A 26500-nucleotide genomic window follows, 5' to 3' on the forward strand; every position below is an offset into this window, starting at 1 on the left:
ACCGCCGCATGCGCGGTCCACGCAGGCGCTGGCCCGGGGGCGGCTCCTATAATGAAAGGTTCCATTTCTCCCCCGTCCGGGTTCTGAGCCGGGCGGGCTCACTTTCTCGAAAGTTCCGGATGAAAGCCGCCGAGATCCGCCAGACCTACCTGAAGTTCTTCGAGAGCAAGGGGCACACCATCGTATCGTCCAGCCCGGTCGTGCCGGGGGATGATCCGACACTGCTGTTCACCAACGCCGGGATGAACCAGTTCAAGGACGTGTTCCTGGGCTTCGACAAGCGGCCCTACAGCCGGGCCACCACGGCGCAGAAGTGCATCCGCGCCGGCGGCAAGCACAACGACCTGGACAACGTCGGCTACACCGCGCGGCACCACACCTTCTTCGAGATGCTGGGCAACTTCTCGTTCGGGGACTACTTCAAGCACGACGCCATCAGCTACGCCTGGGAACTGCTGACCCAGCACTTCAAGCTGCCGGCTGACAAGCTGTGGGTGACGGTCTATTCCGAGGACGACGAGGCCTACGACATCTGGAACAAGGTGGTGGGCGTGCCGGCCGAGCGCATCGTGCGCATCGGTGACAACAAGGGCGGTCGCTACCAGTCCGACAACTTCTGGATGATGGGCGACACCGGCCCCTGCGGCCCCTGCACCGAGATCTTCTTCGACCATGGCCCGGACGTGGCCGGCGGCCCTCCGGGCAGCCCCGATGAAGACGGCGACCGCTACATCGAGATCTGGAACAACGTGTTCATGCAGTTCAACCGCACCGAAGACGGTGTGATGCACAAGCTGCCCAAGCCCTCGGTGGACACCGGCATGGGCCTGGAGCGCATCGCCGCGGTGCTGCAGCATGTGCATTCGAACTACGAGATCGACCTGTTCGTCGCGCTGATCGCCGCGGCCAAGGCGGCGGTGGAGAGCGCCGGCGGCACCGACATCGACCCGGCCTCGCCCAGCCTGAAGGTCATCGCCGACCACATCCGAGCCTGCTCGTTCATCATCGTGGACGGCGTGATCCCCGGCAACGAAGGCCGCGGCTATGTGCTGCGCCGCATCGCTCGGCGCGCGATCCGCCACGGCTACAAGCTGGGCGCGCGCACCCCGTTCTTCCACAAGATCGTGGCGGAACTGGTCAACCAGATGGGCGAGGCCTATCCGGAACTGCGCCAGGCCCAGGCCCGCGTGACCGAGGTGATCCAGCAGGAAGAGGAGCGCTTCTTCCAGACCATCGAGCGTGGCATGGAGATCCTGGAAGGCGCGCTGGCGGCCATGGAAGCGGCGGGCGCCAAGCAACTCGACGGCGAGACCGCCTTCAAGCTGCACGACACCTACGGCTTCCCCGTGGACCTGACCGCCGACGTCTGCCGCGAACGCGGCGTGACGGTGGACCAGACCGGCTTTGACGCCGCCATGGCCCGCCAGCGCGAGCAGGCCCGGGCCGCCGGCAAGTTCAAGATGGCCGCCGGCCTCGAATACAGCGGCGTGCCGACGACCTTCCATGGCTACGAGCACCTGGTGTGCGAAACCTCGAAGGTGGTGGCTGTCTATGTGGACGGCACCCCGGTGCCCGAAGCCAAGGCGGGTGACGACGCCGTGATCGTGCTGGACCATACCCCGTTCTACGCCGAGTCCGGCGGCCAGGTGGGCGATGCGGGCGAGCTGCGCAACGGCACGACCCGCGTGCTGGTCGAGGACACCATGAAGATCCAGGCCGACGTGTTCGGCCACCACGGCCGCGTTGTCGAGGGTTCGGTCAAGGTGGGTGATGCCTTCGTCGCCAAGGTGGATGCCGAGCGCCGCGCGCGGACGGTGCGCAACCACAGCGCCACCCACCTGATGCACAAGGCCCTGCGCGAGGTGCTGGGCACCCATGTGCAGCAGAAGGGCTCGCTGGTCACGCCCGAGCGCACCCGTTTCGACTTTGCCCACACCGCGCCAATGACGGCCGAGGAGATCCGCAAGGTCGAGGCCATCGTCAACGCCGAGATCCTGGCCAACGCCCAGGCCAAAGCGGAGGTGATGGGCATCGAGGACGCGCAGAAGAGCGGCGCGATGATGCTGTTCGGCGAGAAGTACGGTGACACCGTGCGCGTGCAGAGCATCGGCAGCTCCAAGGAGTTGTGCGGTGGCACGCACGTCAAGGCCACCGGCGACATCGGCCTGTTCAAGGTGGTGGCCGAGAGCGGCGTGGCCGCCGGCATCCGCCGTATCGAGGCGGTGACCGGCGACAACGCGCTGGCCTATCTGCAGGGCCTGGAAACCACGGTGAACCACGTGGCAGGCACCCTGAAGGCCGCGCCCACCGAGGTGGAACACCGCGTGGGGGCGGTGTTGGAGCAGGTGCGCACGCTGGAGAAGGAAGTGGCGGCCCTCAAGGGCAAGCTGGCTTCTGCCCAAGGTGACGAACTGCTGTCCCAGGCGGTGGATGTCAAGGGTCTGAAGGTGCTGGCCGCGACGCTGGAAGGCGCCGATGCCAAGACCCTGCGCGAGACCATGGACAAGCTCAAGGACAAGCTCAAGACCGCGGCCATCGTGCTGGCGGCGGTGGATGGCGGCAAGGTGCAGCTGGCCGCCGGCGTCACGTCTGACAGCACCGGCAAGGTCAAGGCCGGCGAGCTGGTCAACTTCGTCGCCCAGCAGGTGGGCGGCAAGGGCGGCGGCAAGCCCGACATGGCGATGGCCGGCGGCAGCGATGCCGCGGCCCTGCCGGCGGCGCTGGCCTCGGTGCAGGGCTGGGTGGCCGAACGGGTCTGATCACCGCGGGGGCAAAAGCCCCTGCGCCGGGTGGCCTCGGTGGGGGCGGCTTAGCATGCCGCCCGCCAACCACAACCTCCTGGAGACCGAGATGTCGATCACCCTGGGCGCCACCGCGCTGCCCGTCTTCACCACCGCGCTGACCAACCTGGGCCATCTGCTGGACAAGGCCCGGGCCCACGCCGAGGCCCGTCAGTTCAGCCCCGACGTGTTCTGCACGATGCGTTTCGCGCCGGACATGCTGCCCTTCACGGCCCAGATCCGCATCGCCTGCGACGCCGCCAAGAACGGCAGCGCGCGGCTGGCGGGCATCGAGGCGCCGAAGTTCGAGGACAAGGAAACCACCTTCGCCGAGCTGCGCGAGCGGGTGGCCAAGACCCTGGCCTGGCTGGCCACGCTGCAGCCGGCACCGATCGACGGCCGGGAGGCCGCCGAGATCACCTTTCCGGTGGGGCGCGAGGCCACCCGTACCCTGAGCGGCCAGGCCTATCTGCTGCACTGGGCCATTCCCAACCTGTTCTTCCACGTCACCACCGCCTACGACCTGCTGCGCCAGGCCGGCGTGCCGCTGGGCAAGGCTGACTATCTGGTCGGCCCCAACGCGGGCTGAGTCTGGGCTCAGTGCAGCTTGAGGCGGCCCGAGACGCGCCGCTGAAGCAGCCGCACCAGGGCCAGCACCATGGTGTCGACGGTGCCGATGATGGCGCGGTGGTGGTTCAGGTGCAGGGACATGTACATCCACTTCGCGATCAGCCCCTCGACGAAGAAGTTGCGACCTGAGAGCCCGCCCATCAGGTTGCCCACGCCCTTGTTCTCGCCCAGCGAGACCAGCGAGCCAAAGTCGCGGTATTGGAAGGGCGCGCTGACCGGACGTTCCTTCAGCAGGCCCAGCAGCACCTGCTTCAGGTAGCTGGCCTGCTGGTGGGCGGCCTGGGCCCGGGCCGGCACCAGGCGGCCGCTTTCCCATTCGCAGGCGGCGCAGTCGCCCATGGCGTAGACGCCCTCGGCCGAGCTGCGCAGCTGCGCATCCACCACGAACTGGTGGGCGCGGTTGGTGGTCAGCCCGAGGCGCTCGTTGCTGTCGGCCGCCTTGATGCCGGCCGCCCAGACGATCAGGTCGGCAGGGATGCGGCCTTTGTCTGTCACCAGCGCATCGGCCTCGATGGCTTGCACCCGGGTGCCGGTCAGCACCTTGACCTGCTTGCGCTGCAGGGCCACCTGGGCTTGCTGGGAGATCTTCTCGGGCAGGCCGGCCAGGATGCGCGGCGCGGCTTCGACGATGGTGATGTCCAGGCGGAAGCGCTGCTCTTTGCTCAGGCCCTCGGTCAGCTCCTGGTGGGCCTCGATCAGCTCGGCTGACAGCTCCACCCCGGTGGCGCCAGCGCCGACGATGGCCAGCGAGAGCAGCTTGTCCTCGGAAAACGCCGTGCGCACGAAGGCGGTGAGCAGGCGCTGGTGGAAGCGCTCGGCGTCCAGCGTCTGCTCCAGCACATAGGCATGCTCGGCGCCCGGGGTGCCGAAGAAGTTGGAGCCGCTGCCGATGGCCAGCACCAGCCAGCGGTAGCTGATGTGTCGTTCCGGCACCAGCACCTGTCCCTGGGCGTCCAGCACTGGTGCCAGCGTGATCTGGCGTTTCTGGGGGTCCAGGCCGCCCAGCTCACCCAGCGTGAAGCTGAAGTGGTTGCGCCGGGCCAGGGTGGTGTAGGACAGGCCCTCCTGATGGGCATCGAGCGTGCCGGCGGCCACCTCGTGCAGGGTGGGCTTCCAGATGTGGAAGGAGGCGCGGTCGATCAGCAGGACCTTTTCCTGGCCGCCGGCGCCGCCGCCGACGATGACGATGTCGTAATGCATGGGGTGCGTGGGGAGTGCCAAGCGAAGGTTGGCAAGTCTCGCACCATGTCGGGCCCGCCGGATCAGCGGTTCGGCGGGGTGGGCGCGGTCATGTGCCGGTCCAGGCCCTGGGCGCGCCACTGCGGCAGGTACTGCGGGTAGTCGCGCTGGATGAAGTCGATCAGGGCCTCGCGCACCGCGCAGCGCAGGTCCCAGGCGGCCGAGGAGTTGGCGGCCGTCACCAGGGCACGCAACTGCAGGGCCTGTTCACCTGCTTCGGTGACCTGCAGCAGGGCCAGGCGCTTGTCCCACAGCGGCGAGGCCTCGCAGGCCCGCTGCAGCGCATCTCGCAGCGGCGCGAGCGGCATGCGGTAGTCCACCCACAGGAAGACGGAGCCGATCAACTCGGCGTTCTCGCGCGTCCAGTTCTGGAACGGGTGTTCGATCCACCACTGCAGGGGCACGATCAGGCAACGCTGGTCCCAGATGCGCACGACGACGTAGGCACTGCTGATTTCCTCGACCACGCCCCATTCGCCCTCGACGATCACCACATCGTCCAGCCGGATCGGCTGGGTCAGGCCGATCTGCAGGCCGGCAATCAGGTTGCCCAGCACCGGCCGTGCCGCGAAGCCGGCGATGATGCCCATCATGCCGGCCGAGGCCAGCAGGCTGGTGCCGATCTGCCGCACCGTCGGGAAGGTCATCAGCGCCAGGGCCGTCCCCACCAGGCTGACCACGCCCACCAGCGTGCGCGAGAGCACCCGGGTCTGGGTGTAGAGGCGGCGGGCCTGCAGGTTGTCGGCCTGCGTCAGAGGCAGGCGGCTCAGGTAGGCGGCCGTGTAGTGGTTGATGCTGCGCACGATCAGCCAGGTGACGCAGGCCATCACGCCCAGCGCGGTGAGGCGCTGCAGGCCCTGCACGCCGTGCAGGTCGTCTGGCGCACCGTGCCAGACCAGGCTGAGCGCGATCAGCGGCAGCAGCCAGCGCGCCGGCAGATGGGCCCCCGTCACCACAGCGGCCGCCTGGGCATGACCGCGCGTGGCGTGGTCCAGGAGGCGGCGCCCCACCCGGTAGATCACCGCGGAGGCGATCAGGGCCACCAGGGCGGCCCCCAGCAGGGTCAACCATTCGGCCATGGGGTCGGGCAGGTCGTGGAACCAGGCGAGCAGAGGTGTCATGCAGAAGGGGGGGCGTGGAGGAGAAGCGTGGTTATGCTTGTGCAAATGTAATTGATCGGGATTCCACGGTGGCGGGGGGCGCGGGGTTCGCATCGGGGCAGGGGACGTGCGACACTGGCAGGCCCCGTGTTTTCCTGGAGACCCCGATGGCGGCGCCCCGCATGAGTACCGAACAAGAAATCGAGGCGCTGGATGCCCTGTGCCAGCGCATGGCTGGTTTCGAGGAGGGCGTCTCGCTCGAATGGCTGGACGGCTACATGACGGCCCTGATGGCCGGTCCGCGCCGCCTCACGCTCGACGAGTGGCTGCCGACGATGGCCGAGGGGGCCTTCGAGCGGGCCTTTGCCGATCCGGCCGATGCCGAGGCGGCCCGCCAGGCGGTCCAGGCCCGCTGGGACGTGCTGGCCAACCAGCTGGATCCGGAAGAGCTGCTGGACGATACCGATGTGCTGCGCCTGGCGCCGCTGATGATCGAGCTGAGCGATGAGGACAAGCAGCGCCTGGTGGACGAAGGGCATGTGAAGGCCGAGGAGCTGCACCTGCTGGAGCAGACCGGTGAGGTCTGGGCGCTGGGCTTCATCGACGCGACGCGCAACTTTCCGCAGGACTGGCCCGAACCCGATGCCGAGACCGAGGAAGGCCAGCTGTTCGAGGAATGCATGCTGCGCGTCGTCTCGCTGACGATGAATCCGGAAGAGCTCAAGGAGGTCTATGACGACCTCTATGAGGGCGAGGAGCTCAGTCGCGACGAGCTGATCCACGAGGCGCTGTACGCGGCGCAGGACATGCGCCTGTACTGGCTGGACCACGCCCCCAAGCCGCCGCAGCGCCGTGTCGGCGATCTGCCCGGCCGCAATGACCCCTGCCCCTGCGGCAGCGGCAAGAAGTTCAAGAAGTGCCACGGCGCGCAGATGCAGTGAAGACCGCGGTGCGCGGGGCAAGGCCAATTCGATGAAGGAACGACAGGATCTGACAGGCAAGCACATCGTGCTGGGCCTGTCCGGGGGCGTGGCCTGCTACAAGGCGGCCGAGCTGACCCGGGAGCTGACGAAGGCCGGCGCCACGGTGCAGGTGGTGATGACCGAGGGCGCCGAGGCCTTCATCACGCCGGTGACGATGCAGGCCCTGTCGGGCCGGCCGGTCTACACCAGCCAATGGGATGCGCGCCCGGACAACAACATGGCGCACATCCAGCTCTCGCGCGAGGCCGATGCGATCCTGATCGCGCCGGCCAGCGCGGACTTCATCGCCCGGCTGGTGCAGGGCCGGGCCGACGAGTTGCTCTCGCTGCTGTGCCTGGCGCGGCCGATCGAACGGGTGCCGCTGCTGGTGGCCCCGGCGATGAACCGCGAGATGTGGGCCCACCCGGCCACCCAGCGCAACGTGGCGCAGCTGCAGGCCGATGGCGCCACCGTGCTGGGCCCGGCCGCGGGCGACCAGGCCTGTGGCGAGGTGGGCGATGGGCGCATGCTGGAGCCGGCCGAGCTGCGCGACGAGCTGATCGCCTTCTTCCAGCCCAAGCGGCTGGCTGGCCGCAGGCTGCTGATCACCGCCGGCCCCACCTTCGAGGCCATCGATCCAGTGCGTGGCATCACCAACCACTCCAGCGGCAAGATGGGCTTTGCCATCGCCCGCGCCGCGCAGGAGGCGGGCGCCGAGGTGACGCTGGTGGCTGGCCCGGTGCACCTGCCCACGCCACGCCATGTGCGCCGCATCGACGTGCAGAGCGCGCAGCAGATGTACGACGTGGTGCTGCCGGCGGCTGCACGGCATGAGGTGTTCATTGCGACCGCTGCGGTGGCCGACTGGCGCCCGGCGCAGATGAACGCCCAGAAGATCAAGAAGGACGGCAAGAAGCAGGCCCCGGTTTTCGAGCTGACCGAGAACCCGGACATCCTGGCCGCGGTGGCGGCACTGCCGCAGCCACCGTACTGCGTGGGGTTTGCCGCCGAGAGCGAGCACCTGTTGCAGCATGCCCGCGAGAAGCTGCTGCGCAAGAAGGTGCCGTTGATCGTGGGCAACCTGGGGCCGGCCACCTTCGGGCGCGACGACAACACCCTGGTGCTGGTGGATGTCGACGGCCACCGCGAGCTGCCCACAGCCGACAAGCTGACCCTGGCCCGCGCCCTGGTGCGCGACCTGGCCGAACGACTGAAGACCTCTGCCTGATGACGACGATCGACGTGAAAGTGCTGGACCCGCGCATGGCGGACCAGCTGCCCGCCTACGCCACCCCCGGCAGCGCCGGCCTGGACCTGCGCGCCTGCCTGGACCAGCCGCTGGTGCTGGCGCCGGGGCAGACCGCGCTGATTCCCACCGGCTTGGCGGTGCACATCGGAGACCCCGGGCTGGCGGCGCTGATCCTGCCGCGCTCGGGCCTGGGCCACAAGCATGGCATCGTGCTGGGCAACCTGGTCGGGCTGATCGACTCCGATTACCAGGGGCCGCTGATGGTGAGCTGCTGGAACCGCAGCGACGCGGCCTTCACGGTGCAGCCGCTGGAGCGCATCGCCCAGATGATCATCGTGCCCGTGGTGCAGGCGGCGTTCCGTCGGGTGGACACGTTCGAGAGCAGCCACCGCGGCGAGGGCGGTTTCGGCTCCACCGGCCGCGGCTGACACCGCGGGCCGGCGGTCTGTCGGCGTTCAGTGCAGCGCGGCGCCGGGCGGCGGGCTGCTGATCACGGTCAGCGTCGATTCGCTCACCGAACCGGCCTCGATCTCCTCGGTCGTGGCCGGGCGCACATCCATCACCTTCAGCGCAATACGCAGGGCCATGCCGGCCAGCGGGTGGTTGGCGTCCAGCACCACATGCTCGGGGTAGACCTCGGTCACCGTGTAGACGAGATCCCCCGGCATGTCCGGCGTGGCCGCGCCCTTGGGCAGGCCTTCAAAGCGCATGCCGGGCTCGGTGTTCTCGGGGAACAGCGCGCGGGCTTCGTAGCAGACCAGGTCGGCGTCGTAGTCGCCAAAGGCATGCTCGGGTTCCAGGTGCAAGTCGGTCTCGTAGCCGACGCCCTGGCCCGCCAGGGCCTCCTCGACCTTGGGCAGCAGGTCATCGCCACCGTAGAAGAACTCCACGGGGTCGGTCAGTTCGTCAATGCGCTCACCTTGACCATCCGACAGGGTCCAGGTCAACGTCACGACACAAGGGGAAGTGATGTCCATCAGGAGATGATCGCACAAGGGCCGCCACAATCCGGGCCCATGACCGTGAACCCCTTGCAGAAACTCCCCTTGCTGGGTGGCCTCTCGCCCGCCCAGTTCATGCGCCGCTACTGGCAGAAAAAACCGTGTCTGATCCGGCAGGCCGTGCCTGGCGTGGTGCCGCCCGTGGACCGCGCCGAGTTGCTGGCGCTGGCGGCGCGCGATGACGTCGAATCCCGGCTGGTGCAGCAGGCCAAGGGCGGTTGGCAACTGCGCCACGGGCCCTTCAGCCGCCGGCAGATCCCGCCGTTCAGCCGCCCGGGCTGGACCCTGCTGGTTCAGGGGCTGGATCTGCATGTGCAGGCCGCCCACGAGATGCTCAGCCAGTTCCGTTTTGTGCCCGAGGCCCGGCTGGACGACCTGATGATCAGCTACGCCAGCGACGGGGGCGGGGTCGGTCCGCACCTGGACTCCTACGACGTGTTCCTGCTACAGGTGTCCGGCCGGCGCCGCTGGCGGGTGGGGCCGGTCCGTGACAGCGCCCTGGTCGAGGACATGCCGGTGAAACTGCTGGCCCATTTCGAGCCGACCGAAGAATGGGTGCTGGAGCCGGGCGACATGCTCTATCTGCCACCGCGCTGGGGGCACGACGGCATTGCCGAGGGCCACGACTGCATGACCTGTTCGGTGGGGTTTCGCACGCCCACCCCCACCGAAACCGCCCGGGATGTGCTGCAGCGGATGATCGATGCCCTGGAGGCGCCGGAACACGAGCCGCATTACCGTGATCCGGCCCAGTCCGCGACCGATACGCCCGGACGGATCCCGCCCGCTCTGCAGGAATTTGCCCAGCAGGCCGTGATCTCGGCACTCAACGACGCCCACAGCCTGGCCTGTGCCTTGGGCGAATCGTTGACGGAGCCCAAGGCCATCGTCTGGTTCGAGGGGGGCGAGCCGCTGCAGGAGGGGCAGGGCCTGCGCCTGGACCGCCGTACCCGCATGATGTACGACGAACGGCACGTCTTCATCAACGGCGAGTCGTTTCGCGCGGCGGGGCGGGACGCACGGCTGATGCAGCAACTGGCGGACCAGCACACGCTGGGGCCCCGGGAGGTGCGGCAATTGAGTGCTGGCGCCCGTGAACTGGTGGACGATTGGGCCGAGGCGGGCTGGTTGCACGGCGTCTGACAGCACTCCCTTGGTGCAAACCGGCCTCTGATCAGTGCATCTGGGCCGCCACAAAGTGATGCGCCAAGGCAACGAATCCAGGAGCTTGGAATTCGAGACATGGAATGTCCAGGGCACTTTCCCTGAGGCTGCGTATAATGTAAGTCTAGGCTCAGAAAAAGTTCATGGAGTTGCGTATTGCCCTCTGAACATTTCTGGTCCTCGCGAGGAGGAGGCGCGCACGAACAGCGAGCTTCCAGAATGACCGGTATTTTTTGTTCGACTCTTTTCGATTCGAGGATTTTCATGAACAAGTCGCTCCTGCTGGCTTCCCTGATCGCTGCTGCTGCCCTGACCGCTTGCGGCAAGAAGGACGAAGCTCCTGCTCCCGTGGACGCCGCTCCTTCGGCTGCTGAAGCCGCTTCGGACGTTGCTCCGGCCGCTTCGGAAGCCGCTCCGGCCGCTTCGGACGCTGCTGCTCCCGCTTCGGAAGCCGCTTCGAACTAAGAAGACACAGGTTCAGCCCCTCGGGCTGCCTGCGACAAAGCCGCCTTCGGGCGGCTTTTTTCATGCCCTCGGCGCGGGGCAGCATGGCGGTGCACCCATGAAAAACGGCAGCCGAAGCTGCCGTCCTGAGGGAGCGGAGGGTGCTCAGTACTTGAGCTCGTCCACCAGCTGCTGGACGATGCGCTGTGCGCTGGCGCTGTTGTCCGGCTCGCCATTGGGTTTCTGCACCGTGACCTGGGTGAGGTTGCCCTGGGCCTTGAGCACGATGCGGTAGCGTCCCAGCGCCAGTTCGGCTGGCTCCCTGGCACCAAACAGTTTCGAGATGAAGTTGGGCGAATCCTGTGCGGCAATCTTCGGGTCCACATAGCGGACCGCGTAGGTGACCAGGGCATGGTCGCGGTCTTCGACGGTGAAGCCGGTGCGGTCCAGGGCCAGACCGACGCGACGCCAGGTGCGTTCCAGCCCGTCGTCCACTTCCAGCGTGGCCCCCGGTTGACCGGCGACCACACGGGCCTTGGCGGCCACTTGCACAACCTGACCTGGTGCCGCAGAAGCGGCACCGCTGGCGGCGCTGGCCGCGGTGGCGACGGGCGAGATGGCCTGCATCAAGCGGGTCAGCAGTTCCGTTTCCAGTGCGGGATCGACCGGGCGGTTGGTCCAGGTGGTGTTGCCGTCGCGGCCGGTGTAGACCTCTTCCAGCCCGTGGTGGGTCACGTAGACCTCGCTGCCGGCGCCATCGGCGCTGCGGACCACCCGGATCGTGAAGCGGTCACGCAGGCCGCTGTCGTACAGGCGATCCAGCACCTGGCCGATCGTCGAACGGATCAGGTCCTTGGGCAGGTTGGCGCGGTTTTCGACCCAGTCGGTTTCCAGGACACCGGAGGCGGCATCCTCCTTCGTGAACTTGAAGTTCCGGTCCAGCAGGTACTCCCGCACCGCCGGCCAGACCTCCTCAGGGCTGCGGCGGGTGACCAACCATTGCTGCTGGCCCATGCGGGCGATGTGGGTGTCGCCGGCCGAGGTGATGGCCACGGTGGGCACCGCGCTGGCGGCATCGCCCGGCCGGGCCGGGTTGCGCAGATCGGAGGCCGACACCGCGCCGGCCTGCGGCGCATAGCGGTTGTCGCGGGCCAACTGGCTCAGGTCGGGAGGCACATCCAGCGGCTTGACCTTGCGGGCGGCCGTGCCGTAGTCGATCTTGTCATCGGGCAGCACGCTGCTGATCATGCCGCAGCCGGCCAGGCTTGCGGCCAGGGCCAAGGTGGCGGCGCGCACGGCCGTGATCGAGAAGGCTTGTTTCACTTGGGGGATCTCCGGAGGGCGCCGGGGTGCCGGACCGCCGCAGGGACAGGGAACAGCGGGTGCCCGATCAAGGGCACCGCAGCGGGTCAGATCAGAGGATGCCGCTTTCGCGCAGGGCAGCGCGCACGGTGGCCTGGCCGGCTGGCGTCAGCTCGACGATCGGCAGGCGCACGACATTGCGGCAGCGGCCCATTTGCGACAGCGCCCACTTGGTCGGCGCCGGGCTGGATTCGCAGAACAGCTGCTTGTGCAGCGGCAGCAGGCGGAAGTGGATTTCACGGGCCTTGGCCACGTCGCCAGCGATGGCGGCCATGCACAGCTCATGCATCAGCTTGGGCGCGATGTTGGCGGTCACGCTGACATTGCCCTTGCCGCCCAGCAGCATGGTGGCGATGGCACTGCTGTCGTCGCCGGAATACACGGCGAAGTTCGACGGCACATGCTTGATCAGCCAGGCGGCACGCTCGATGTTGCCGGTGGCCTCCTTGATGCCGAAGATGCCGGGCACTTCGGTCAGACGCAGCACGGTCTCGGGCTGCATGTCCGCCACGGTGCGGCCCGGCACGTTGTAGAGCATCACCGGGATGTCCACCGCCTCGGCGATCGCGCGGAAATGGCGGTAGATGCCTTCCTGCGAGGGCTTGTTGTAGTAGGGCACGACCTGCAGCGTGCAGTCGGCGCCGACATCCTTGGCGTACTTCGACAGCGTGATCGCCTCGGCGGTGCTGTTGGCGCCCGCGCCGGCCAGGATGGGCACCCGGCCTTTGGCGTGCTCGACCGCCACGCGGATGATCTCGCAGTGTTCTTCCACGTTCACCGTGGCCGATTCGCCCGTGGTACCGACCACGCCGATGCAGTCGGTACCCTCGGCGATGTGCCAGTCGATGAGTGCCTTGAGCGCGTCGTAATCGACGCTGCCGTCCTCGTGCATCGGCGTCACCAGAGCGACGATGCTGCCAACAATCGGTGTCATCAGGAATTCCTTCGGGGAAGCGGTGATTCTAGCCCTGGCTCAGCTGAGAAAAGGGCAGGGGATGGCGGGCTGGCACCCCGGGGGCGGGCCCACCCGGCCGGACCGCGGCAATGCGCTGCACGAAGCGGTCGGGTTGCGCCAGGAAGCCATCCTCGTAGGCGACGATCTGCCAGCCCAGACAACGCGCGAGCAGCTCGCCCGGTTGAAGCAGAAAGTCGGGGCGGGAGGGCTTGCCGATGAGGGCCTGGTGGCAGGAAAAGGTTTCGTAAAGCAGCCAGCCCCCGGGCGCCACGCAGGCCATCAGTTCGGCCCAGCGGGGCCGCCACAGGTAGTGGGTGACGACCACGGCCTCGAATTGGCGCCCGGCCAGCGGCCAGGGGCCCGCCTCCAGATCGCCTTGTAGGATCTCCGCCTGGCCGGCCAGGTCCGTGAGGGCCGTGGTGTCGCGGTCGATGCCGGTCGCCTGAAAGCCGTGCGCCGCCAGCCAGCGCAGGTGCCGGCCGTTGCCGCAGGCCAAGTCCAGCACCCGGGCCCCGGGGGGGAGCTGTCCGGCCCAGCGGGTGATCCAGTTGGAAGGGGTGGGCCGTCCGGGCAAGGGCATGCGTCGCCTGGGGTCAGAAGCAGGCCCAGAGCCGGCCGGCCAGGTCCAGCGCCAGTTCGGGGCGCAGATAGGCCGCGAACACCAGGGCCAGCACGACCAGTGCCAGGGTCCAGCCAAGCAGGCGCCAGGTCCGGGCGGCGCGCACTGCGCGCGCTGCAGCATTCTTCACGGGTGGCTGGGCGCTGGCCACGGCAGGGAGGACTCAGGCTGCAGCCGGCACCGGGCGGGCGACGGGGGTTTCACGCACCGGCTGGTTGGCCAGGCCCGCAAACACGCCCAGCGCGACGGCGATCCACCACACCAGATCGTAGCTGCCGGTCAGGTCATAGAGCTTGCCACCCAGCCAGACCCCCAGGAAAGAGCCGACCTGGTGGCTGAGGAAGACGATGCCGCCCAGCATGGACATGTACCGCACACCGAAGACCTGGGCCACGATGGCGTTGGTGGGTGGCACGGTGGACAGCCACAGAAAGCCCATCACGGCGGCGAACAGGTAGACGCTCAGCGGCGTCAGCGGCGCCCACAGGAACAGCACGATGACCAGCGAGCGCAGCAGGTAGATGCCCGACAGGATGTGGCGCTTGGCCATGCGCTGCCCCAGGACGCCGGCGGTGTAGGTGCCGAAGACATTGAACAGGCCGATCAGCGCCAGGGCGGTGGTGGCCACCTGCGGGTCCAGGCCATGGTCCTTCAGGTAGCTGGGCATGTGCACCCCGATGAACACCACCTGGAAGCCGCAGACGAAATAGCCGGCCGTCAGCCAGCGGAAGCTGCTGGAGCCAAAGGCCTCGCGCAGGGCGTCGCCCACGCTCTGGTGGGGCTCGTCCGCGGCCCGGGTGTGCGTCTGGGCGGGTTCCTTCAGGCCCCAGGCCAGCGGGGCGATGGCCAGCGCGGCGCAGCCCAGCACGAACAGCGCGTTCTGCCAGCCCCAGTGGCCGATCAACCAACTCTCCACCGGCACCATCAGGAACTGGCCGAACGAGCCGGCGGCGGCGGCCACACCCATGGCCCAGGAACGCTTCTCGGGCGCCACGTTGCGCCCGATCACGCCGTAGACCACCGCATAGGTGGTGCCCGACTGCGCCATGCCCAGCAGCAGGCCCGCGCTGCCGGTGAAGGCCAGGCCGGAGCTGGCCAGGGCCATCAGCACCAGGCCGCCGGCGTAGAGCAGTGCACCGGCCACCAGCACCCGGAAGGCGCCGAAACGGTCGGCCAGCATGCCGGCGAACGGCCCTGCCAGGCCCCAGGCGATGTTCTGGATGGCCATCGCGAAGGCGAAGGTCTCGCGGGTCCAGCCTCGGTCCATCGTGATCGGGGCCAGCCAGAGGCCGAAGCCGTGGCGGATGCCCATCGACAGGGTCACGATGGCGGCGCCGCAGGCCAGAACCTGGGTCATCGACAGGGGGCGGTGGGATGAGGAGGGCATCCGGGCACTGTAGCGGAAGCCCGGCAGACCTGTGCCAGGCGGGGCCATCCCGGTTTTGTGTCACCCCGGCTCCCTACAATCGCCCGCCATGGCGACACGTTCCTCTTCCGTCACGCCGGTCTACGGCGAGGCTTCCATCCGGGTGCTCAAAGGCCTGGAGCCGGTCAAGCAACGACCGGGCATGTACACGCGCACCGACAACCCCCTGCATGTCGTGCAGGAGGTGATCGACAACGCCGCCGACGAGGCGCTGGCAGGCTTTGGCAAGCGCATCGCCGTCATCCTGCACGCCGACAACTCGGTCACGGTGGAGGATGACGGGCGCGGGATTCCCTTCGGCCTGCACCCTGAAGAACAGGTGCCGGTGCTGGAGATCGTCTACACCCGGCTGCATGCGGGCGGCAAGTTCGACAAGGGTTCGGGCGGCGCCTACAGCTTCTCTGGCGGCCTGCACGGGGTGGGCGTCAGCGTGACCAACGCACTGGCCACCCGGCTGCAGGTGACGGTCTGGCGCGAGGGCCAGGTGGCCACGCTGGCCTTCGCGGGCGGGGACGTGGTGGAGCCGCTGGTGGTGCGCAAGGCCGGCAGCGGCGACCGCAAGCAGGGCACCTCGGTGCGGGTCTGGCCCGACGCCCAGTATTTCGAGAGCCCGGACCTGCCGCGCCAGGAGCTGATCCACCTGCTGCGCAGCAAGGCGGTGCTGATGCCCGGCGTCACTGTGACGCTGACCACCGAGAAGCCCGGTGGCAAGGAGGCGGAGACCCTGACCTGGCAGTTCAAGGGCGGCTTGCAGGACTATCTGCAACAGTCGCTCTCGGCCGACCCGGTGATTCCGCTGTTCGAGGGCGAGCATTACGCGGCTGAGGGCGAACACGACAACTTCGCCGCCGGTGAAGGCGCGGCCTGGGCGGTGGCCTTCACCGAGGAAGGCACGCTGCTGCGCGAGAGCTACGTCAACCTGATCCCGACGGTGGCCGGCGGCACCCACGAGGCTGGCCTGAAGGACGGCCTGTTCGGCGCCGTCAAGGGCTTCATCGAGCTGCATTCGCTGCTGCCCAAGGGCGTCAAGCTGATGCCCGAGGACGTGTTCAGCCGGGCCAGCTTCGTGCTGTCGGCCAAGGTGCTGGATCCGCAGTTCCAGGGCCAGACCAAGGAGCGCCTGAACAGCCGCGATGCGCTGCGCCTGGTGTCGGCCTTCGTCAAGCCCGGGCTGGAGCTGTGGCTGTCCCAGCACGTGGATTACGGCAAGAAGCTGGCCGAGCTGGCCATCAAGGCCGCGCAGACCCGCCAGCGCGCCGGCCAGAAGGTCGAGAAGCGCAAGGGCTCGGGCGTGGCGGTGCTGCCGGGCAAGCTGACCGACTGCGAAAGCCGCGATCTGGCGCTCAACGAGTTGTTCCTGGTCGAGGGCGATTCGGCCGGCGGCTCGGCCAAGATGGGGCGCGACAAGGAAACCCAGGCCATCCTGCCGCTGCGCGGCAAGGTGCTCAATGCCTGGGAGGTGGAGCGCGACCTGCTGTTCAAGAACACCGAGATCCACGACATCTCGGTGGCCATCGGCGTGGACCCGCATGGCCCCAGCGACAGCCCGGACCTGTCCGGCCTGCGCTACGGCAAGATCTGCATCCTGTCCGACGCGGACGTGGACGGCTCGCACATTCAGGTGCTGCTGCTCACGCTGTTCTTCCGCCACTTCCCCAAGCTGATCGAGACCGGCCATGTGTATGTGGCCAAGCCGCCGCTGTTCCGCATCGACGTGCCGGCCCGTGGCAAGAAGCCGGCCGCCAAGGTCTATGCCCTGGACCAGGGCGAGATGGACGTGGTGCTGGAGAAGCTGCGCAAGGAAGGCGTGAAGGAGACCGCCTGGAGCATCAGCCGCTTCAAGGGCCTGGGCGAAATGAGCGCCGAGCAGCTGTGGGACACCACGCTGAACCCGGACACCCGGCGCCTGCTGCGGGTGGGCTACGGCCCGGTGAATTTCGACGGCACGGTGAGCTCCATGGGCAAGCTGATGGGCAAGGGCGAGGCCCAGGCCCGGCGCGAGCTGATGGAACTGCATGGCGACTCGGTCGAGATCGATGTCTGAACCGGGACCTTGGGGGCATGCCCCTGCTTTTCCGGCGCTTGGCGGCCCCGACGCTTCCTAGAATCGTTGACGCCTGTACTGATGCTGGAAGGTTCCGTCATGTCCGCCGTCTCGCTGTCTCGTGTGGCCTGCCAGGCCGCGCTCTGCCTGTCCCTGTGGCCGGCCGGGCCCGCGGCGGCGCAGCAGCTCTGGGGCTATGTGGACGGCGCGGGCGTGGCCCACTTCGCGGACCAGGCGCTGGACTCACGCTACCTGCCGGTGCTGCCGGAGCCCGGTCAGCTGCAGATCCGGGTGCCAGGCAAGACCATGTCGGGCAGCCGGCTGTTGACCTGGCTGGATTTCGCACCCGAGGTCAAGCGGGTGCAGCCCTGGCTGAAGGAAGCCGAGCGCGTGACCGGCGTGGATGCGGAGTTGCTCAAGGCGATCATCACGGTCGAATCCGGCTTCCGCAACGACCTGGTCTCGTCGCGCGGGGCCATCGGCCTGATGCAGATGATGCCGGATGCGGCCGACCGCTATGCCACCCGCGCCGAGGCGCAGGCCCCGGCGGAGGAGCGTCTGCGCAACCCGCGGCTCAACATCCTGACGGGCGCGCGCATGCTGGCGGACCTGAGTCGGCGCTATGGGGGCGTGGACGTGGCGCTGGCGGCCTGGAATGCCGGTGAGGGCAGCGTGCGCCGTGCCGGTGGCAAGATGCCGCCCTTTGAAGAAACCCGGGCCCATGTGCACATGGTGCTCGAGCTGTACTGGACCTTGCTGCAACAGCGGCTGCAAGGCGGTGTCCGCCAGATGACGCTGGTGGGCTGGAACGAAGGGGCGCAGCCGCTGCGCTGAGCCCGACCTGGATCGATGGAACAGACTTCCCTGAGTTTTCAAGCCGACGGCGACGACGGATCGAACGAGATCGCGCTGGCGCACTACGCCCAGCAGGCCTATCTGGAATATGCGCTGAGCGTGGTCAAGGGCCGTGCGCTGCCCGATGTCTGCGACGGAGCCAAGCCAGTGCAGCGTCGCATCCTGTACGCCATGCAGCGCATGGGCCTGAGCTTTGGCGCCAGCGGCGCGCCCAAGCCGGTCAAGAGCGCCCGGGTGGTGGGCGATGTGCTGGGCCGCTTCCACCCGCACGGGGACCAGGCCGCCTACGACGCGCTGGTGCGCATGGCGCAGGACTTCTCCCAGCGCTATCCGCTGATCGACGGCCAGGGCAACTTCGGCAGCCGGGACGGCGACGGCGCCGCGGCCATGCGCTACACCGAAGCGCGCCTGTCGCCGATCGCCCGCCTGCTGCTCGACGAGATCGACGAGGGCACGGTGGAGTTCGTGCCCAACTACGATGGCTCCACCGAGGAACCCCGGCAGTTGCCGGCACGCCTGCCCTTTGTGCTGCTCAACGGCGCTTCGGGCATTGCCGTGGGCCTGGCCACTGAGATCCCCAGCCACAACCTGCGCGAGGTGGCGGCGGCCGCGGTGGCGCTGATCCGCAACGAGCAGTTGCCCGACGAGGAACTGTTCGCGATGCTGCCGGGGCCGGACTTTCCGGGCGGCGGCCAGGTCATCTCCAGCGTGGCCGACATCCAGGCCGCCTACAGCAGTGGCCGGGGCAGCCTGAAGGTGCGTGCGGTCTGGAAGATTGAGGACCTGGCACGCGGGCAGTGGCAGCTGGTGGTGACCGAGCTGCCGCCCGGTACCAGCGCGCAGAAGGTGCTCGAAGAGATCGAGGAGCTGACCAACCCCAAGGTCAAGGCCGGCAAGAAGGCGCTGACCGCCGAACAGACCCAGCTCAAGGGCGCGGTGCTGTCGGTGCTGGACACGGTGCGCGACGAATCCAGCAAGGACGCGCCGGTGCGGCTGGTCTTCGAGCCCAAGAGCCGCACCGTGGAGCAGCAGGAGCTGATCACCACGCTGCTGGCCCACACCAGCCTGGAGACCAACGCCCCGGTCAACCTGACCATGGTGGGCCTGGACGGCAAGCCGGTGCAGAAGAGCGTGCGCCAGATGCTGCTGGAGTGGATCCGCTTCCGTCAGAGCACGGTGCAGCGGCGCACCCGCCATCGCCTGGACAAGGTGCTGGACCGCATCCACGTGCTGGAAGGCCGCCAGCTGGTGCTGCTGAACATCGACGAGGTGATCCGCATCATCCGCAACGCCGACGAGCCCAGGCCGGCGCTGATCGAGCGCTTCCGCCTGAGCGACCGCCAGGCCGAGGACATCCTGGAAATCCGGCTGCGCCAACTGGCCCGGCTGGAGGCGATCAAGATCGAGCAGGAACTGGCGAACCTGCGCGAGGAGCAGGCCAAGCTGGAGGACATCCTGGGCAACCCAGGCAGCCTGCGCCGCACGGTGATCAAGGAAATCGAGACCGACGCCAAGCAGTTCGGCGACGACCGCCGCACCCTGATCCAGGAGGAGAAGCGGGCGGTGGCCGAGGTCAAGGTGGTGGACGAGCCCGTCACCGTGGTGGTCAGCCAGATGGGTTGGGTGCGGGCCCTGAAGGGCCACGAGGTGGATGCCACCACGCTGGGCTTCAAGTCCGGTGACACGTTGCACGGCCATTTCGCCTGCCGCAGCGTGGACACGCTGCTGGTCATCGGCAGCAACGGTCGGGTCTACAACGTCGCGGTGGCCGGCCTGCCGGGCGGGCGGGGGGATGGCGTGCCCATCACCTCGCTGATCGAGCTGGAGCCGGGCACGCAGGCCCAGCATTACTTCGCGGGTGCCCCCGACACCACGCTGCTGCTGGCCAACAGCGGTGGCTTCGGCCTGCTGGCGCGGGCGGCGGACCTGTTCACCCGCCAGCGCGCGGGCAAGAGCTTCCTCAGCCTGGAGGCCCAGGAGACCGTGCTGCCGCCGGCCGTGGTGGCCTTGGCGCACCGCCAGGTGGCCTGTCTGTCGGCCAGCGGCCGCCTGCTGGTCTATGCGCTGGCCGACCTGAAGCTGCAACCCAAGGGCGGCCGCGGCCTGACGCTGATGGATGTGGACGCCAAGGATCCGCTGATCTCGGTCTGCAGCTTTGGCGAGGTGTTGCGCGTGCTGGGCGCCGGCCGCGGGGGCAAGCCCAAGGACGAACTGGTGAAGGGCGCCGCTCTGGCGTCCCACGTGGGCAAGCGGGCCCGCAAGGGCAGCAAGGTCGAGGCGGTGCTCAAGCCCGCCCAGGTGCTGGCGGGCTGAGGCTCAGGCCGAGCGGCGGGTCGCCCAGCGAGTGGCCCAGCCTGGCACCGGGGGCAGGGGTGGCAGTGGCGGCAGCAAGGCCTGCCAGAGCGGCTGCGTGGTGTCGCCGGTGAGCTGGCGGGTGATGGCGCGCTGCACCGGGGGCAGCCAGTTGGTGGCGCGCACGATGGCCTCGCGGGCCAGCTTGGCCGGCCGGCTGTCGTTGGTGAACAGCTTCACCACCGTGTTGGTGCCCAGGTAGATCGGCAGCGTGACGCGGCGGTGCTCCTCCGCGTAGCGGGCCAGGGGCGGCGTCGCGCCCAGGTCGCGTCCCTCGGCATGGGCCTGGGCCAGTTCGCGGGCCAGCACCTCGACCCCATAGAGGCCAAAGTTGTAGCCATGCGCGGTGACCGGGTGCATGCCCACGGCCGCATCGCCCACCAGCACGAAGCGCGGCGCGAAGAAGCGTTCGGCATAGACCGCGACCAGCGGGTAGCTGTGGCGCTCGCCGGCCGGGCTCAGCGTGCCCAGCCGGTGGCCGAAGGCCTCGTCGACCCGGGCGGCGAAGTCGGCCTCGGGCAGCGCCATCAGCTCGGCCGCGCCGTCGCTGGTGACGGTCCAGACGGCCGAGGACTGCTGCCCGGCCATCGGCAGCATCGCCAGCGTGTGGCCGTGCAGGAAGCACTCGTGCGCGGTGCCGTCGTGGGGCAGGCTGTGCTGCATGCGGCAGACGATGGCGGTGCGCCCGAAATCGAGCATGCGCGCGCCAATGCCGGCCAGGCGCCGCAGCGTGGAGAAGCGGCTGTCGGCTGCCACCACCAGCGGTGCGCGCAGCACGCGGCCGTCGGCCAGCGTGACCTGGGCACCTTGGGCGTCGTGGGACAGGGCGGTGACCTGGGCATCGCCGGTCAGCGTGACCGCCGCGGTGCGCGCCACCGCGCCGGCGTAGCAGGCCTGGCGGATGCGGTGGTTGGGCACCAGCCAGCCGAGCTGCGCGTGGCCGTCGGCTCGGCCGCTGAAGGGCAGCACGAACGGCGAGTCGCCGTTGGTGACCTGGGCGGTCTTCAGCGGGGCGATTTCATCGGTCGGCAGGCGCTCCCACAGGCCCAGCCGGGTCAGGATGCGGCGGGCGCGGTGGGTCAGGGCGATGTCCCGGCCGTCTTCGGCCGGCGCTTCTAGCGCGGCGAGCGGGGCCTGTTCCAGCACCTGGCAGCGCAGGCCGGCATCGGCCAGGGCGCAGGCCAGTGCCAAGCCGGCAGGCCCGGCGCCCACGATCAGGACATCGGTGGTGGGAACAGGCGGGGTGGTCGGCTCGGTCATGGGAACAGTCCTGCGGGCGCGGCCCGCTGAAATGGCAAGCCGGCATCATCGCCAGGCCCGCAGGAAACTGTCTTGACCGGGGTCAGTCTCGCCGGGTTCAGCGGCCGCGGCGGGCGGCCAGCGCGCAGGCCACGCCGCAGAGTGCGAACAAGGCCATGCTCCAGAGGGCGAAGGGCACGCCCAGCAGGTTGACGGCCGCGTCGGCGCAGGAGGCCTGCGGCGCGAACAGGTCGGGGGCCAGGTCGTACAGGCCCAGCGCCTGCATGATGCGGTCGGCCAGGGTCAGGGCGCAGCTGGCGCTGGCGGCGGCCACGAAGTGCTGCCACAGGGCCACACCCACGCCGCCCAGGCACAACAACAGGCCCAGCCCGGCCAGGCCGCGACGCGCTGCGGGCCACAGGGCCCCCAGGACGGCCACCCCGGCCAGCAGCAGGTAGATCAACCGCTGGAAGGTGCACCAGGGGCAGGGCAGCATGTCGAAGCGGTACTGCCCGATCAGCGCCCCGGCCACGCTGACCAGGCTGGCCAGCGCCACCCCGGCCAGCAGCAGGCGGGGCGAACCCGTCACGCGGGTGAGCAGGCTCATGGCTTGAGTTCGGCCACCAGTTCGATCTCGACGCAGGCGCCCATCGGCAGCTGGGCCACGCCGAAGGCGCTGCGCGCATGCGAGCCGATGTCGGCGCCGAACACCTCGACCAGCAACTCGGAGCAGCCGTTGGTCACCAGATGCTGTTCGGTGTAGGTGGGGGCGGAGTTGACCAGGCTCACCACCTTGACGATGCGGGCCACGCGTTCCAGGTCACCGGCGGCGGCTTGCAGCGTGCCCAACAGGTCGATGGCGATGGCGCGGGCGGCCTGCTGGCCTTCTTCGGTGCCCATGGTGGCGCCCAACTGGCCGATCCAGACCTTGCCATCCCGCTTGGCGATGTGGCCCGAGATGAAGACTTGGTGACCGGTCTGGACAAAGGGAACGTAGGCAGCGGCAGGAACGGCCAGGGGCGGCAGCTCGATGCCCAGGGCCTGCAGGCGCGCAGCGACGGACATGTCAACGTACTCCGAAGGAATGAGGGGTGGAAACGGCGCCGATCCTACACTGCGCCGCATGCTGTCAGGGGTGGGCGGTGTTTGGACACTGAGCGTGCTGGCCTGGGTGTGCGGTGTGGCGCTGCAGCTGGCCCAAGCCGCCGTGTGGCCCACTGGGGTGGATGCCACCTTGGTCGGTCTGGCCGCCGGGCTGGTGGCGCTGGCCTGGCGCTGGCGGGGGCGCCGTCGGGGGGCCGGGGTCTGGGCGCTTGCCCTGCTGATGGCCGGGGCTGGCAGCACCGACTGGCGGGCGGCCGAGCGGCTGTCGCACCGCCTGCCGGCCGCGCTGGAGGGGCAGGACCTGCTGCTGGAAGGCCGTGTGCGCGGTCTGCCGCAGCTGAGTCCGCAAGGGCAGGTCTTCCTGCTGGACACCGAGCGGGCCTGGACCCAGGATGCGGCGGCGCAGGCCCGTGGCCTGGCGCGGCCGGATCGGCCCCTGGCGTTTCGGGCGCGGGTGCGGCTGGTCTGGTCGACGCCACAGGCGCCGGGTGAACCGGACCCGCCAGGCCTGGCCCGCACCCTGCCGCGCGCCGGGGAGGCCTGGCGGCTGCCGGTGCGTCTGCGCCGACCCCACGGGTTGGCGAACCCCGGTGGGTTTGATGCGGAGCTGTGGCTGTTCGAGCAGGACATCGGCGCCACCGGCAGCGTGCGGGCCGCCCAGCCGGGGCAGGCGGTGCGTCTGGCGGGGCCGCGTCCCTGGCACCCGCTGGAAGAACTGGACCACGCCCGTCAGGCCTGGCGGGACCGCATCCTGCTGGCCAGTCCCGAGGCGCGCTCGGCCGGCCTGCTGGCCGCCCTGGCGGTGGGGGACCAGGCCGCGATCGATGCGCAGGACTGGGACCTTTACCGCCGCACCGGCATCGCCCACCTGGTCAGCATCAGCGGCAGCCACATCACGATGTTTGCCGCGCTGGCCATGGCCCTGGTGGCGCGCCTGTGGCGGCTGCGGCCCGGCTGGGCGCTGGCGGTGCCCGCACCCCAGGTGGGGCGCTGGGGCGGCCTGCTGCTGGCCACGCTGTATGCCTTGCTGTCCGGCTGGGGCGTGCCCGCGCAGCGCACCGTCTGGATGCTGGGGACGATGGTGGTGCTGCGCAGCGTGGGCCTGCCCTGGCCGGGCTGGGCCGTGGGCGCGGTGGCCGCGGCAGGCACGGTGGCCTGGGACCCCTGGGCCCTGCTGCAACCGGGGTTCTGGCTGTCCTTCCTGGCAGTGGCGCTGCTGATGATGCAGACGGAGGCCGGCAGTCGGTCGGACCCGGTGGACCCGCCTTCCGTTCCGAGGCGCTGGTGGCGCAGCCTGGCCGCCGCCTGGCGCACGCAATGGGCGGTCACGCTGGGGTTGGCGCCGTTGACCTTGCTGTTCTTCGGACAGCTGTCCCTGGTGGGGTTGCCCGCCAACCTGCTGGCGGTGCCCTGGGTGACCTGGGTCATCACGCCGCTGGCCCTGCTGGGCGTCGTCTGGCCGCCGCTGTGGGGGCTGGCCGGCCTGGCCTTGGTGCCGCTGCACGGGGCCCTGGCCTGGTTGTCGTCACTGCCTTGGGCGACCTGGTCGGTGCCGCCGGCGGGGCCTTGGGCCACCGGCCTGGCGCTGGTGGGTGGGGGGCTGGCCGTGGCACGCCTGCCGCTGGCCGTCCGGACGCTGGCGGTGCCGATGGTCCTGCCGCTGCTGGTGCTGGTGCCACCGCGGCCCGCACCCGGGCAGTTCGAGTTGCTGGCCGCGGACGTGGGGCAGGGCAGTGCGGTGCTGATCCGGACCGCGCACCATCTGCTGCTCCACGACGCCGGCCCCCGCTACGGCGGCGAGGCCGATGCCGGCCAGCGCGTCTTGGGGCCCCTGCTGCAGACCCTGGGCGAGCACCAGATCGACGAACTGGTGCTCAGCCACCGCGACACCGACCATGTGGGGGGTGCCGAGTCCTTGATCGAGGCGGTGTCGGTGCACCGGCTGCGGGCCAGCCTGGTGGCGGGGCATCCTCTGCTGGGGCGGGTGCCCGACACGGTGCCGTGCCAGGCCGGGCAGCAGTGGTCCTGGGATGGGGTGGACTTCCAGGTGCTGCATCCCTTCACCCCGGCCCGGGAGGGTGAGGCCTCCAACGCCCAGAGCTGTGTGCTGCGGGTGCGGGATGCGGCCGGGCGCCAGGCCCTGCTGACCGGTGACATCGAACTGGCCCAGGAGGAGGCGCTGGTGCGTCGTTGGGGCACCGAGCTGCGCAGCGAGGTGCTGGTGGTGCCCCACCATGGCAGCCACACCTCCTCGGGCGCCGAATTCCTGGCGGCGGTGGCCCCTCAAACGGCCGTCATGCAGCAGGGCTACCTGAACCGGTTCGGGCATCCCCATGCCGAGGTGCTGGCGCGTTATCGCCAATTTGGCATCAAAGTAGTGCGAACGGACGACTGTGGTGCGTGGACGTGGAATGATGGTGGTGCGGAATGCACGCGAGACGTGCATCCACACTATTGGCAGTGGGGCGACCGGAAGCCACCGCCCGAGGCTGGTGCGGTTGTTGCTAGCTCACCCAAGGTAGGAGAGCGCGAATGAGACCCAGCTTCGACGAGATGCATCTGAACAGCGCCACCGTGCGCGAGCATTACAAAACCTACGACCGCTGGCTCGCCCAGCAGCCGCGCGACGTGATGAAAGCGCGTCGTGAGGAGGCGGAGATGATCTTCCGCCGCGTGGGCATCACCTTTGCCGTCTATGGCGACAAGGATGGCGGGGAGGGCACCGAGCGCCTGATCCCGTTCGACCTGATCCCCCGCGTGATTCCTGCCGGCGAGTGGCGGGAGATGGAGAAGGGCCTGAGCCAGCGGGTCACCGCGCTCAACCGCTTCATCCACGACATCTACCATGACCAGGAGATCCTGAAGGCGGGGCTGATCCCGACCGATCAGATCACCCACAACGCGCAGTTCCGCCCCGAGATGATGGGCGTGGACGTGCCGCGCAACCTGTACTCGCAGATCGCCGGCATCGACATCGTCCGGGCGGCCAACCCGGATGGCAGCGGCTCCTACTACGTGCTGGAGGACAACCTGCGGGTGCCCAGCGGCGTGAGCTACATGCTCGAGAACCGCAAGATGATGATGCGCCTGTTCCCGGAGCTGTTCTCCGAGCACCGGGTGGCGCCGGTGGCCCACTACCCGGACCTGCTGCTGGAGACGCTGCGCAGCGTGGCGCCCAACGGCGTGAACGACCCGACCGTGGTGGTGCTGACCCCCGGCATGTACAACTCGGCCTACTTCGAGCACGCCTTCCTGGCCCAGCAGATGGGGGTGGAGCTGGTGGAGGGACAGGACCTGTTCGTCAAGGACAAGTTCGTCTTCATGCGCACCACCCAAGGCCCCAAGCGGGTGGACGTGATCTACCGCCGGCTGGACGATGACTTTCTCGATCCGCTGGTCTTCCGCAAGGATTCGACCCTGGGTTGCGCCGGCCTGGTCGAGGCCTACAAGGCCGGCAACGTGACCTTGTCCAACGCCATCGGCACCGGGATCGCGGACGACAAGTCCATCTACCCCTACGTGCCCAAGATGATCGAGTTCTACCTGGGCGAGAAGCCGATCCTCAACAACGTGCCCACCTACCTGTGCCGGGTCGAGGAGGACCTGAAGTACGTGCTGGACCACCTGGGCGAGCTGGTGGTCAAGGAGGTGCACGGTGCCGGTGGCTACGGCATGCTGGTCGGCCCGGCGGCGACGAAGGCCGAGATCGAGGATTTCCGCGCCCACTTGGTCACCAACCCCAGCAACTACATCGCCCAGCCCACGCTGAGCCTGTCCACCTGCCCGACCTTCGTCGAATCGGGCATCGCGCCGCGCCACATCGACCTGCGGCCTTTCGTGCTGTCGGGGGCCGAGGTGCAGATGGTGCCGGGCGGCCTGACCCGCGTCGCCCTGAAGGAGGGCTCGCTGGTGGTCAACTCCAGCCAGGGGGGCGGCACCAAGGACACCTGGGTGCTGGAAGACTGATTCGATCGG

At 69.0% G+C, this 26500-nt stretch carries 23 protein-coding genes; 12 read left to right on the forward strand and 11 right to left on the reverse strand.

The window, feature by feature from the left end; genetic code table 11:
* Nucleotides 1–119 precede the first annotated feature (119 nt).
* Nucleotides 120–2759, forward strand: a complete 2640-nt coding sequence (gene alaS, locus KGA65_RS06505) for an alanine--tRNA ligase (RefSeq protein ID WP_225862334.1) — start codon at nt 120–122, stop codon at nt 2757–2759.
* Nucleotides 2760–2850: 91 nt separating this feature from the next.
* A complete protein-coding gene (locus tag KGA65_RS06510) occupies nt 2851–3369 on the forward strand; it encodes a DUF1993 domain-containing protein (protein WP_225862335.1) in 519 nt (172 codons plus the stop codon).
* 8 nt (nt 3370–3377) lie between these two features.
* On the opposite strand, the gene KGA65_RS06515 is transcribed toward KGA65_RS06510, so the two are convergent.
* Nucleotides 3378–4610, reverse strand: coding sequence for an NAD(P)/FAD-dependent oxidoreductase (locus KGA65_RS06515; RefSeq protein WP_225862336.1), 1233 nt, complete (start codon nt 4608–4610; stop codon nt 3378–3380).
* A 62-nt stretch (nt 4611–4672) separates the two neighbouring features.
* Complete coding sequence (locus KGA65_RS06520; protein WP_225862337.1) at nt 4673–5770, reverse strand: mechanosensitive ion channel family protein; 1098 nt, start codon at nt 5768–5770, stop codon at nt 4673–4675.
* 161 nt (nt 5771–5931) lie between these two features.
* Here KGA65_RS06520 and KGA65_RS06525 point away from each other — a divergent pair, with 161 nt between their 5' ends.
* From KGA65_RS06525 to dut, 3 genes are read left to right on the forward strand one after another with little or no spacing between them, the layout of a single operon-like run.
* Nucleotides 5932–6690: a YecA/YgfB family protein gene (locus tag KGA65_RS06525; protein WP_225862338.1), complete on the forward strand. Its 759-nt coding sequence runs from the start codon at nt 5932–5934 to the stop codon at nt 6688–6690.
* 31 nt (nt 6691–6721) lie between these two features.
* Nucleotides 6722–7939 (forward strand): bifunctional phosphopantothenoylcysteine decarboxylase/phosphopantothenate--cysteine ligase CoaBC, encoded by a 1218-nt coding sequence (gene coaBC, locus KGA65_RS06530; protein ID WP_225862339.1) that lies wholly within the window; start codon nt 6722–6724, stop codon nt 7937–7939.
* Complete coding sequence (gene dut, locus KGA65_RS06535; protein WP_225862340.1) at nt 7939–8388, forward strand: dUTP diphosphatase; 450 nt, start codon at nt 7939–7941, stop codon at nt 8386–8388. The genes coaBC and dut overlap by 1 nt, the downstream gene beginning before the upstream one ends.
* Before the next feature lie 27 nt (nt 8389–8415).
* On the opposite strand, the gene KGA65_RS06540 is transcribed toward dut, so the two are convergent.
* Nucleotides 8416–8937: an FKBP-type peptidyl-prolyl cis-trans isomerase gene (locus KGA65_RS06540; RefSeq protein WP_225862341.1), complete on the reverse strand. Its 522-nt coding sequence runs from the start codon at nt 8935–8937 to the stop codon at nt 8416–8418.
* 39 nt (nt 8938–8976) lie between these two features.
* Between KGA65_RS06540 and KGA65_RS06545 the strand changes: the two genes are divergently transcribed.
* Nucleotides 8977–10104, forward strand: a complete 1128-nt coding sequence (locus KGA65_RS06545; RefSeq protein ID WP_225862342.1) for a JmjC domain-containing protein — start codon at nt 8977–8979, stop codon at nt 10102–10104.
* Between the two features lie 240 nt (nt 10105–10344).
* Nucleotides 10345–10590 carry a hypothetical protein gene (locus tag KGA65_RS06550; protein ID WP_375142612.1) on the forward strand — a complete coding sequence of 82 codons (246 nt, stop codon included), beginning with the start codon at nt 10345–10347 and terminating at the stop codon, nt 10588–10590.
* 144 nt (nt 10591–10734) lie between these two features.
* Here the strand turns inward: KGA65_RS06550 and bamC are convergent, their stop codons facing one another.
* The 5 genes from bamC to KGA65_RS06575 all read right to left on the reverse strand — a co-directional run bounded on the left by bamC (nt 10735) and on the right by KGA65_RS06575 (nt 14892).
* Nucleotides 10735–11892 carry an NlpB/DapX family lipoprotein gene (gene bamC / locus KGA65_RS06555; RefSeq protein ID WP_225862343.1) on the reverse strand — a complete coding sequence of 386 codons (1158 nt, stop codon included), beginning with the start codon at nt 11890–11892 and terminating at the stop codon, nt 10735–10737.
* A 91-nt stretch (nt 11893–11983) separates the two neighbouring features.
* Complete coding sequence (gene dapA, locus KGA65_RS06560; protein ID WP_225862344.1) at nt 11984–12865, reverse strand: 4-hydroxy-tetrahydrodipicolinate synthase; 882 nt, start codon at nt 12863–12865, stop codon at nt 11984–11986.
* Between the two features lie 28 nt (nt 12866–12893).
* Nucleotides 12894–13466: a class I SAM-dependent methyltransferase gene (locus KGA65_RS06565; protein ID WP_225862345.1), complete on the reverse strand. Its 573-nt coding sequence runs from the start codon at nt 13464–13466 to the stop codon at nt 12894–12896.
* A gap of 13 nt (nt 13467–13479) precedes the next feature.
* Nucleotides 13480–13656 (reverse strand): hypothetical protein, encoded by a 177-nt coding sequence (locus KGA65_RS06570; protein ID WP_225862662.1) that lies wholly within the window; start codon nt 13654–13656, stop codon nt 13480–13482.
* A gap of 12 nt (nt 13657–13668) precedes the next feature.
* Nucleotides 13669–14892, reverse strand: coding sequence for an MFS transporter (locus tag KGA65_RS06575; protein WP_225862346.1), 1224 nt, complete (start codon nt 14890–14892; stop codon nt 13669–13671).
* Nucleotides 14893–14980: 88 nt separating this feature from the next.
* On the opposite strand from KGA65_RS06575, the gene KGA65_RS06580 reads away from it, so the two are divergent.
* From KGA65_RS06580 to parC, 3 genes are all read left to right on the forward strand, one after another.
* Complete coding sequence (locus tag KGA65_RS06580; RefSeq protein WP_225862347.1) at nt 14981–16975, forward strand: DNA topoisomerase IV subunit B; 1995 nt, start codon at nt 14981–14983, stop codon at nt 16973–16975.
* 99 nt (nt 16976–17074) lie between these two features.
* Nucleotides 17075–17809, forward strand: a complete 735-nt coding sequence (locus KGA65_RS06585) for a lytic transglycosylase domain-containing protein (RefSeq protein ID WP_225862348.1) — start codon at nt 17075–17077, stop codon at nt 17807–17809.
* A gap of 15 nt (nt 17810–17824) precedes the next feature.
* Complete coding sequence (gene parC / locus KGA65_RS06590) at nt 17825–20143, forward strand: DNA topoisomerase IV subunit A (protein ID WP_225862349.1); 2319 nt, start codon at nt 17825–17827, stop codon at nt 20141–20143.
* A gap of 3 nt (nt 20144–20146) precedes the next feature.
* Here the strand turns inward: parC and ubiM are convergent, their stop codons facing one another.
* The 3 genes from ubiM to KGA65_RS06605 form a co-directional block, all read right to left on the reverse strand.
* Nucleotides 20147–21442: a 5-demethoxyubiquinol-8 5-hydroxylase UbiM gene (ubiM, locus tag KGA65_RS06595; RefSeq protein ID WP_225862350.1), complete on the reverse strand. Its 1296-nt coding sequence runs from the start codon at nt 21440–21442 to the stop codon at nt 20147–20149.
* 97 nt (nt 21443–21539) lie between these two features.
* Nucleotides 21540–22028 (reverse strand): disulfide bond formation protein B, encoded by a 489-nt coding sequence (locus KGA65_RS06600; protein ID WP_225862351.1) that lies wholly within the window; start codon nt 22026–22028, stop codon nt 21540–21542.
* Nucleotides 22025–22486: a RidA family protein gene (locus KGA65_RS06605; RefSeq protein WP_225862352.1), complete on the reverse strand. Its 462-nt coding sequence runs from the start codon at nt 22484–22486 to the stop codon at nt 22025–22027. The genes KGA65_RS06600 and KGA65_RS06605 overlap by 4 nt, the downstream gene beginning before the upstream one ends.
* Before the next feature lie 58 nt (nt 22487–22544).
* Between KGA65_RS06605 and KGA65_RS06610 the strand changes: the two genes are divergently transcribed.
* Nucleotides 22545–25061 carry a DNA internalization-related competence protein ComEC/Rec2 gene (locus tag KGA65_RS06610; RefSeq protein ID WP_225862353.1) on the forward strand — a complete coding sequence of 839 codons (2517 nt, stop codon included), beginning with the start codon at nt 22545–22547 and terminating at the stop codon, nt 25059–25061.
* Nucleotides 25058–26491 (forward strand): circularly permuted type 2 ATP-grasp protein, encoded by a 1434-nt coding sequence (locus tag KGA65_RS06615; RefSeq protein WP_225862354.1) that lies wholly within the window; start codon nt 25058–25060, stop codon nt 26489–26491. Before KGA65_RS06610 ends, KGA65_RS06615 begins: the two co-directional genes overlap by 4 nt.
* Nucleotides 26492–26500 lie beyond the last annotated feature (9 nt).

The sequence above is a fragment of the Ideonella benzenivorans genome (assembly GCF_020387415.1).
Classification (GTDB): Bacteria; Pseudomonadota; Gammaproteobacteria; order Burkholderiales; family Burkholderiaceae_C; genus Ideonella; species Ideonella benzenivorans.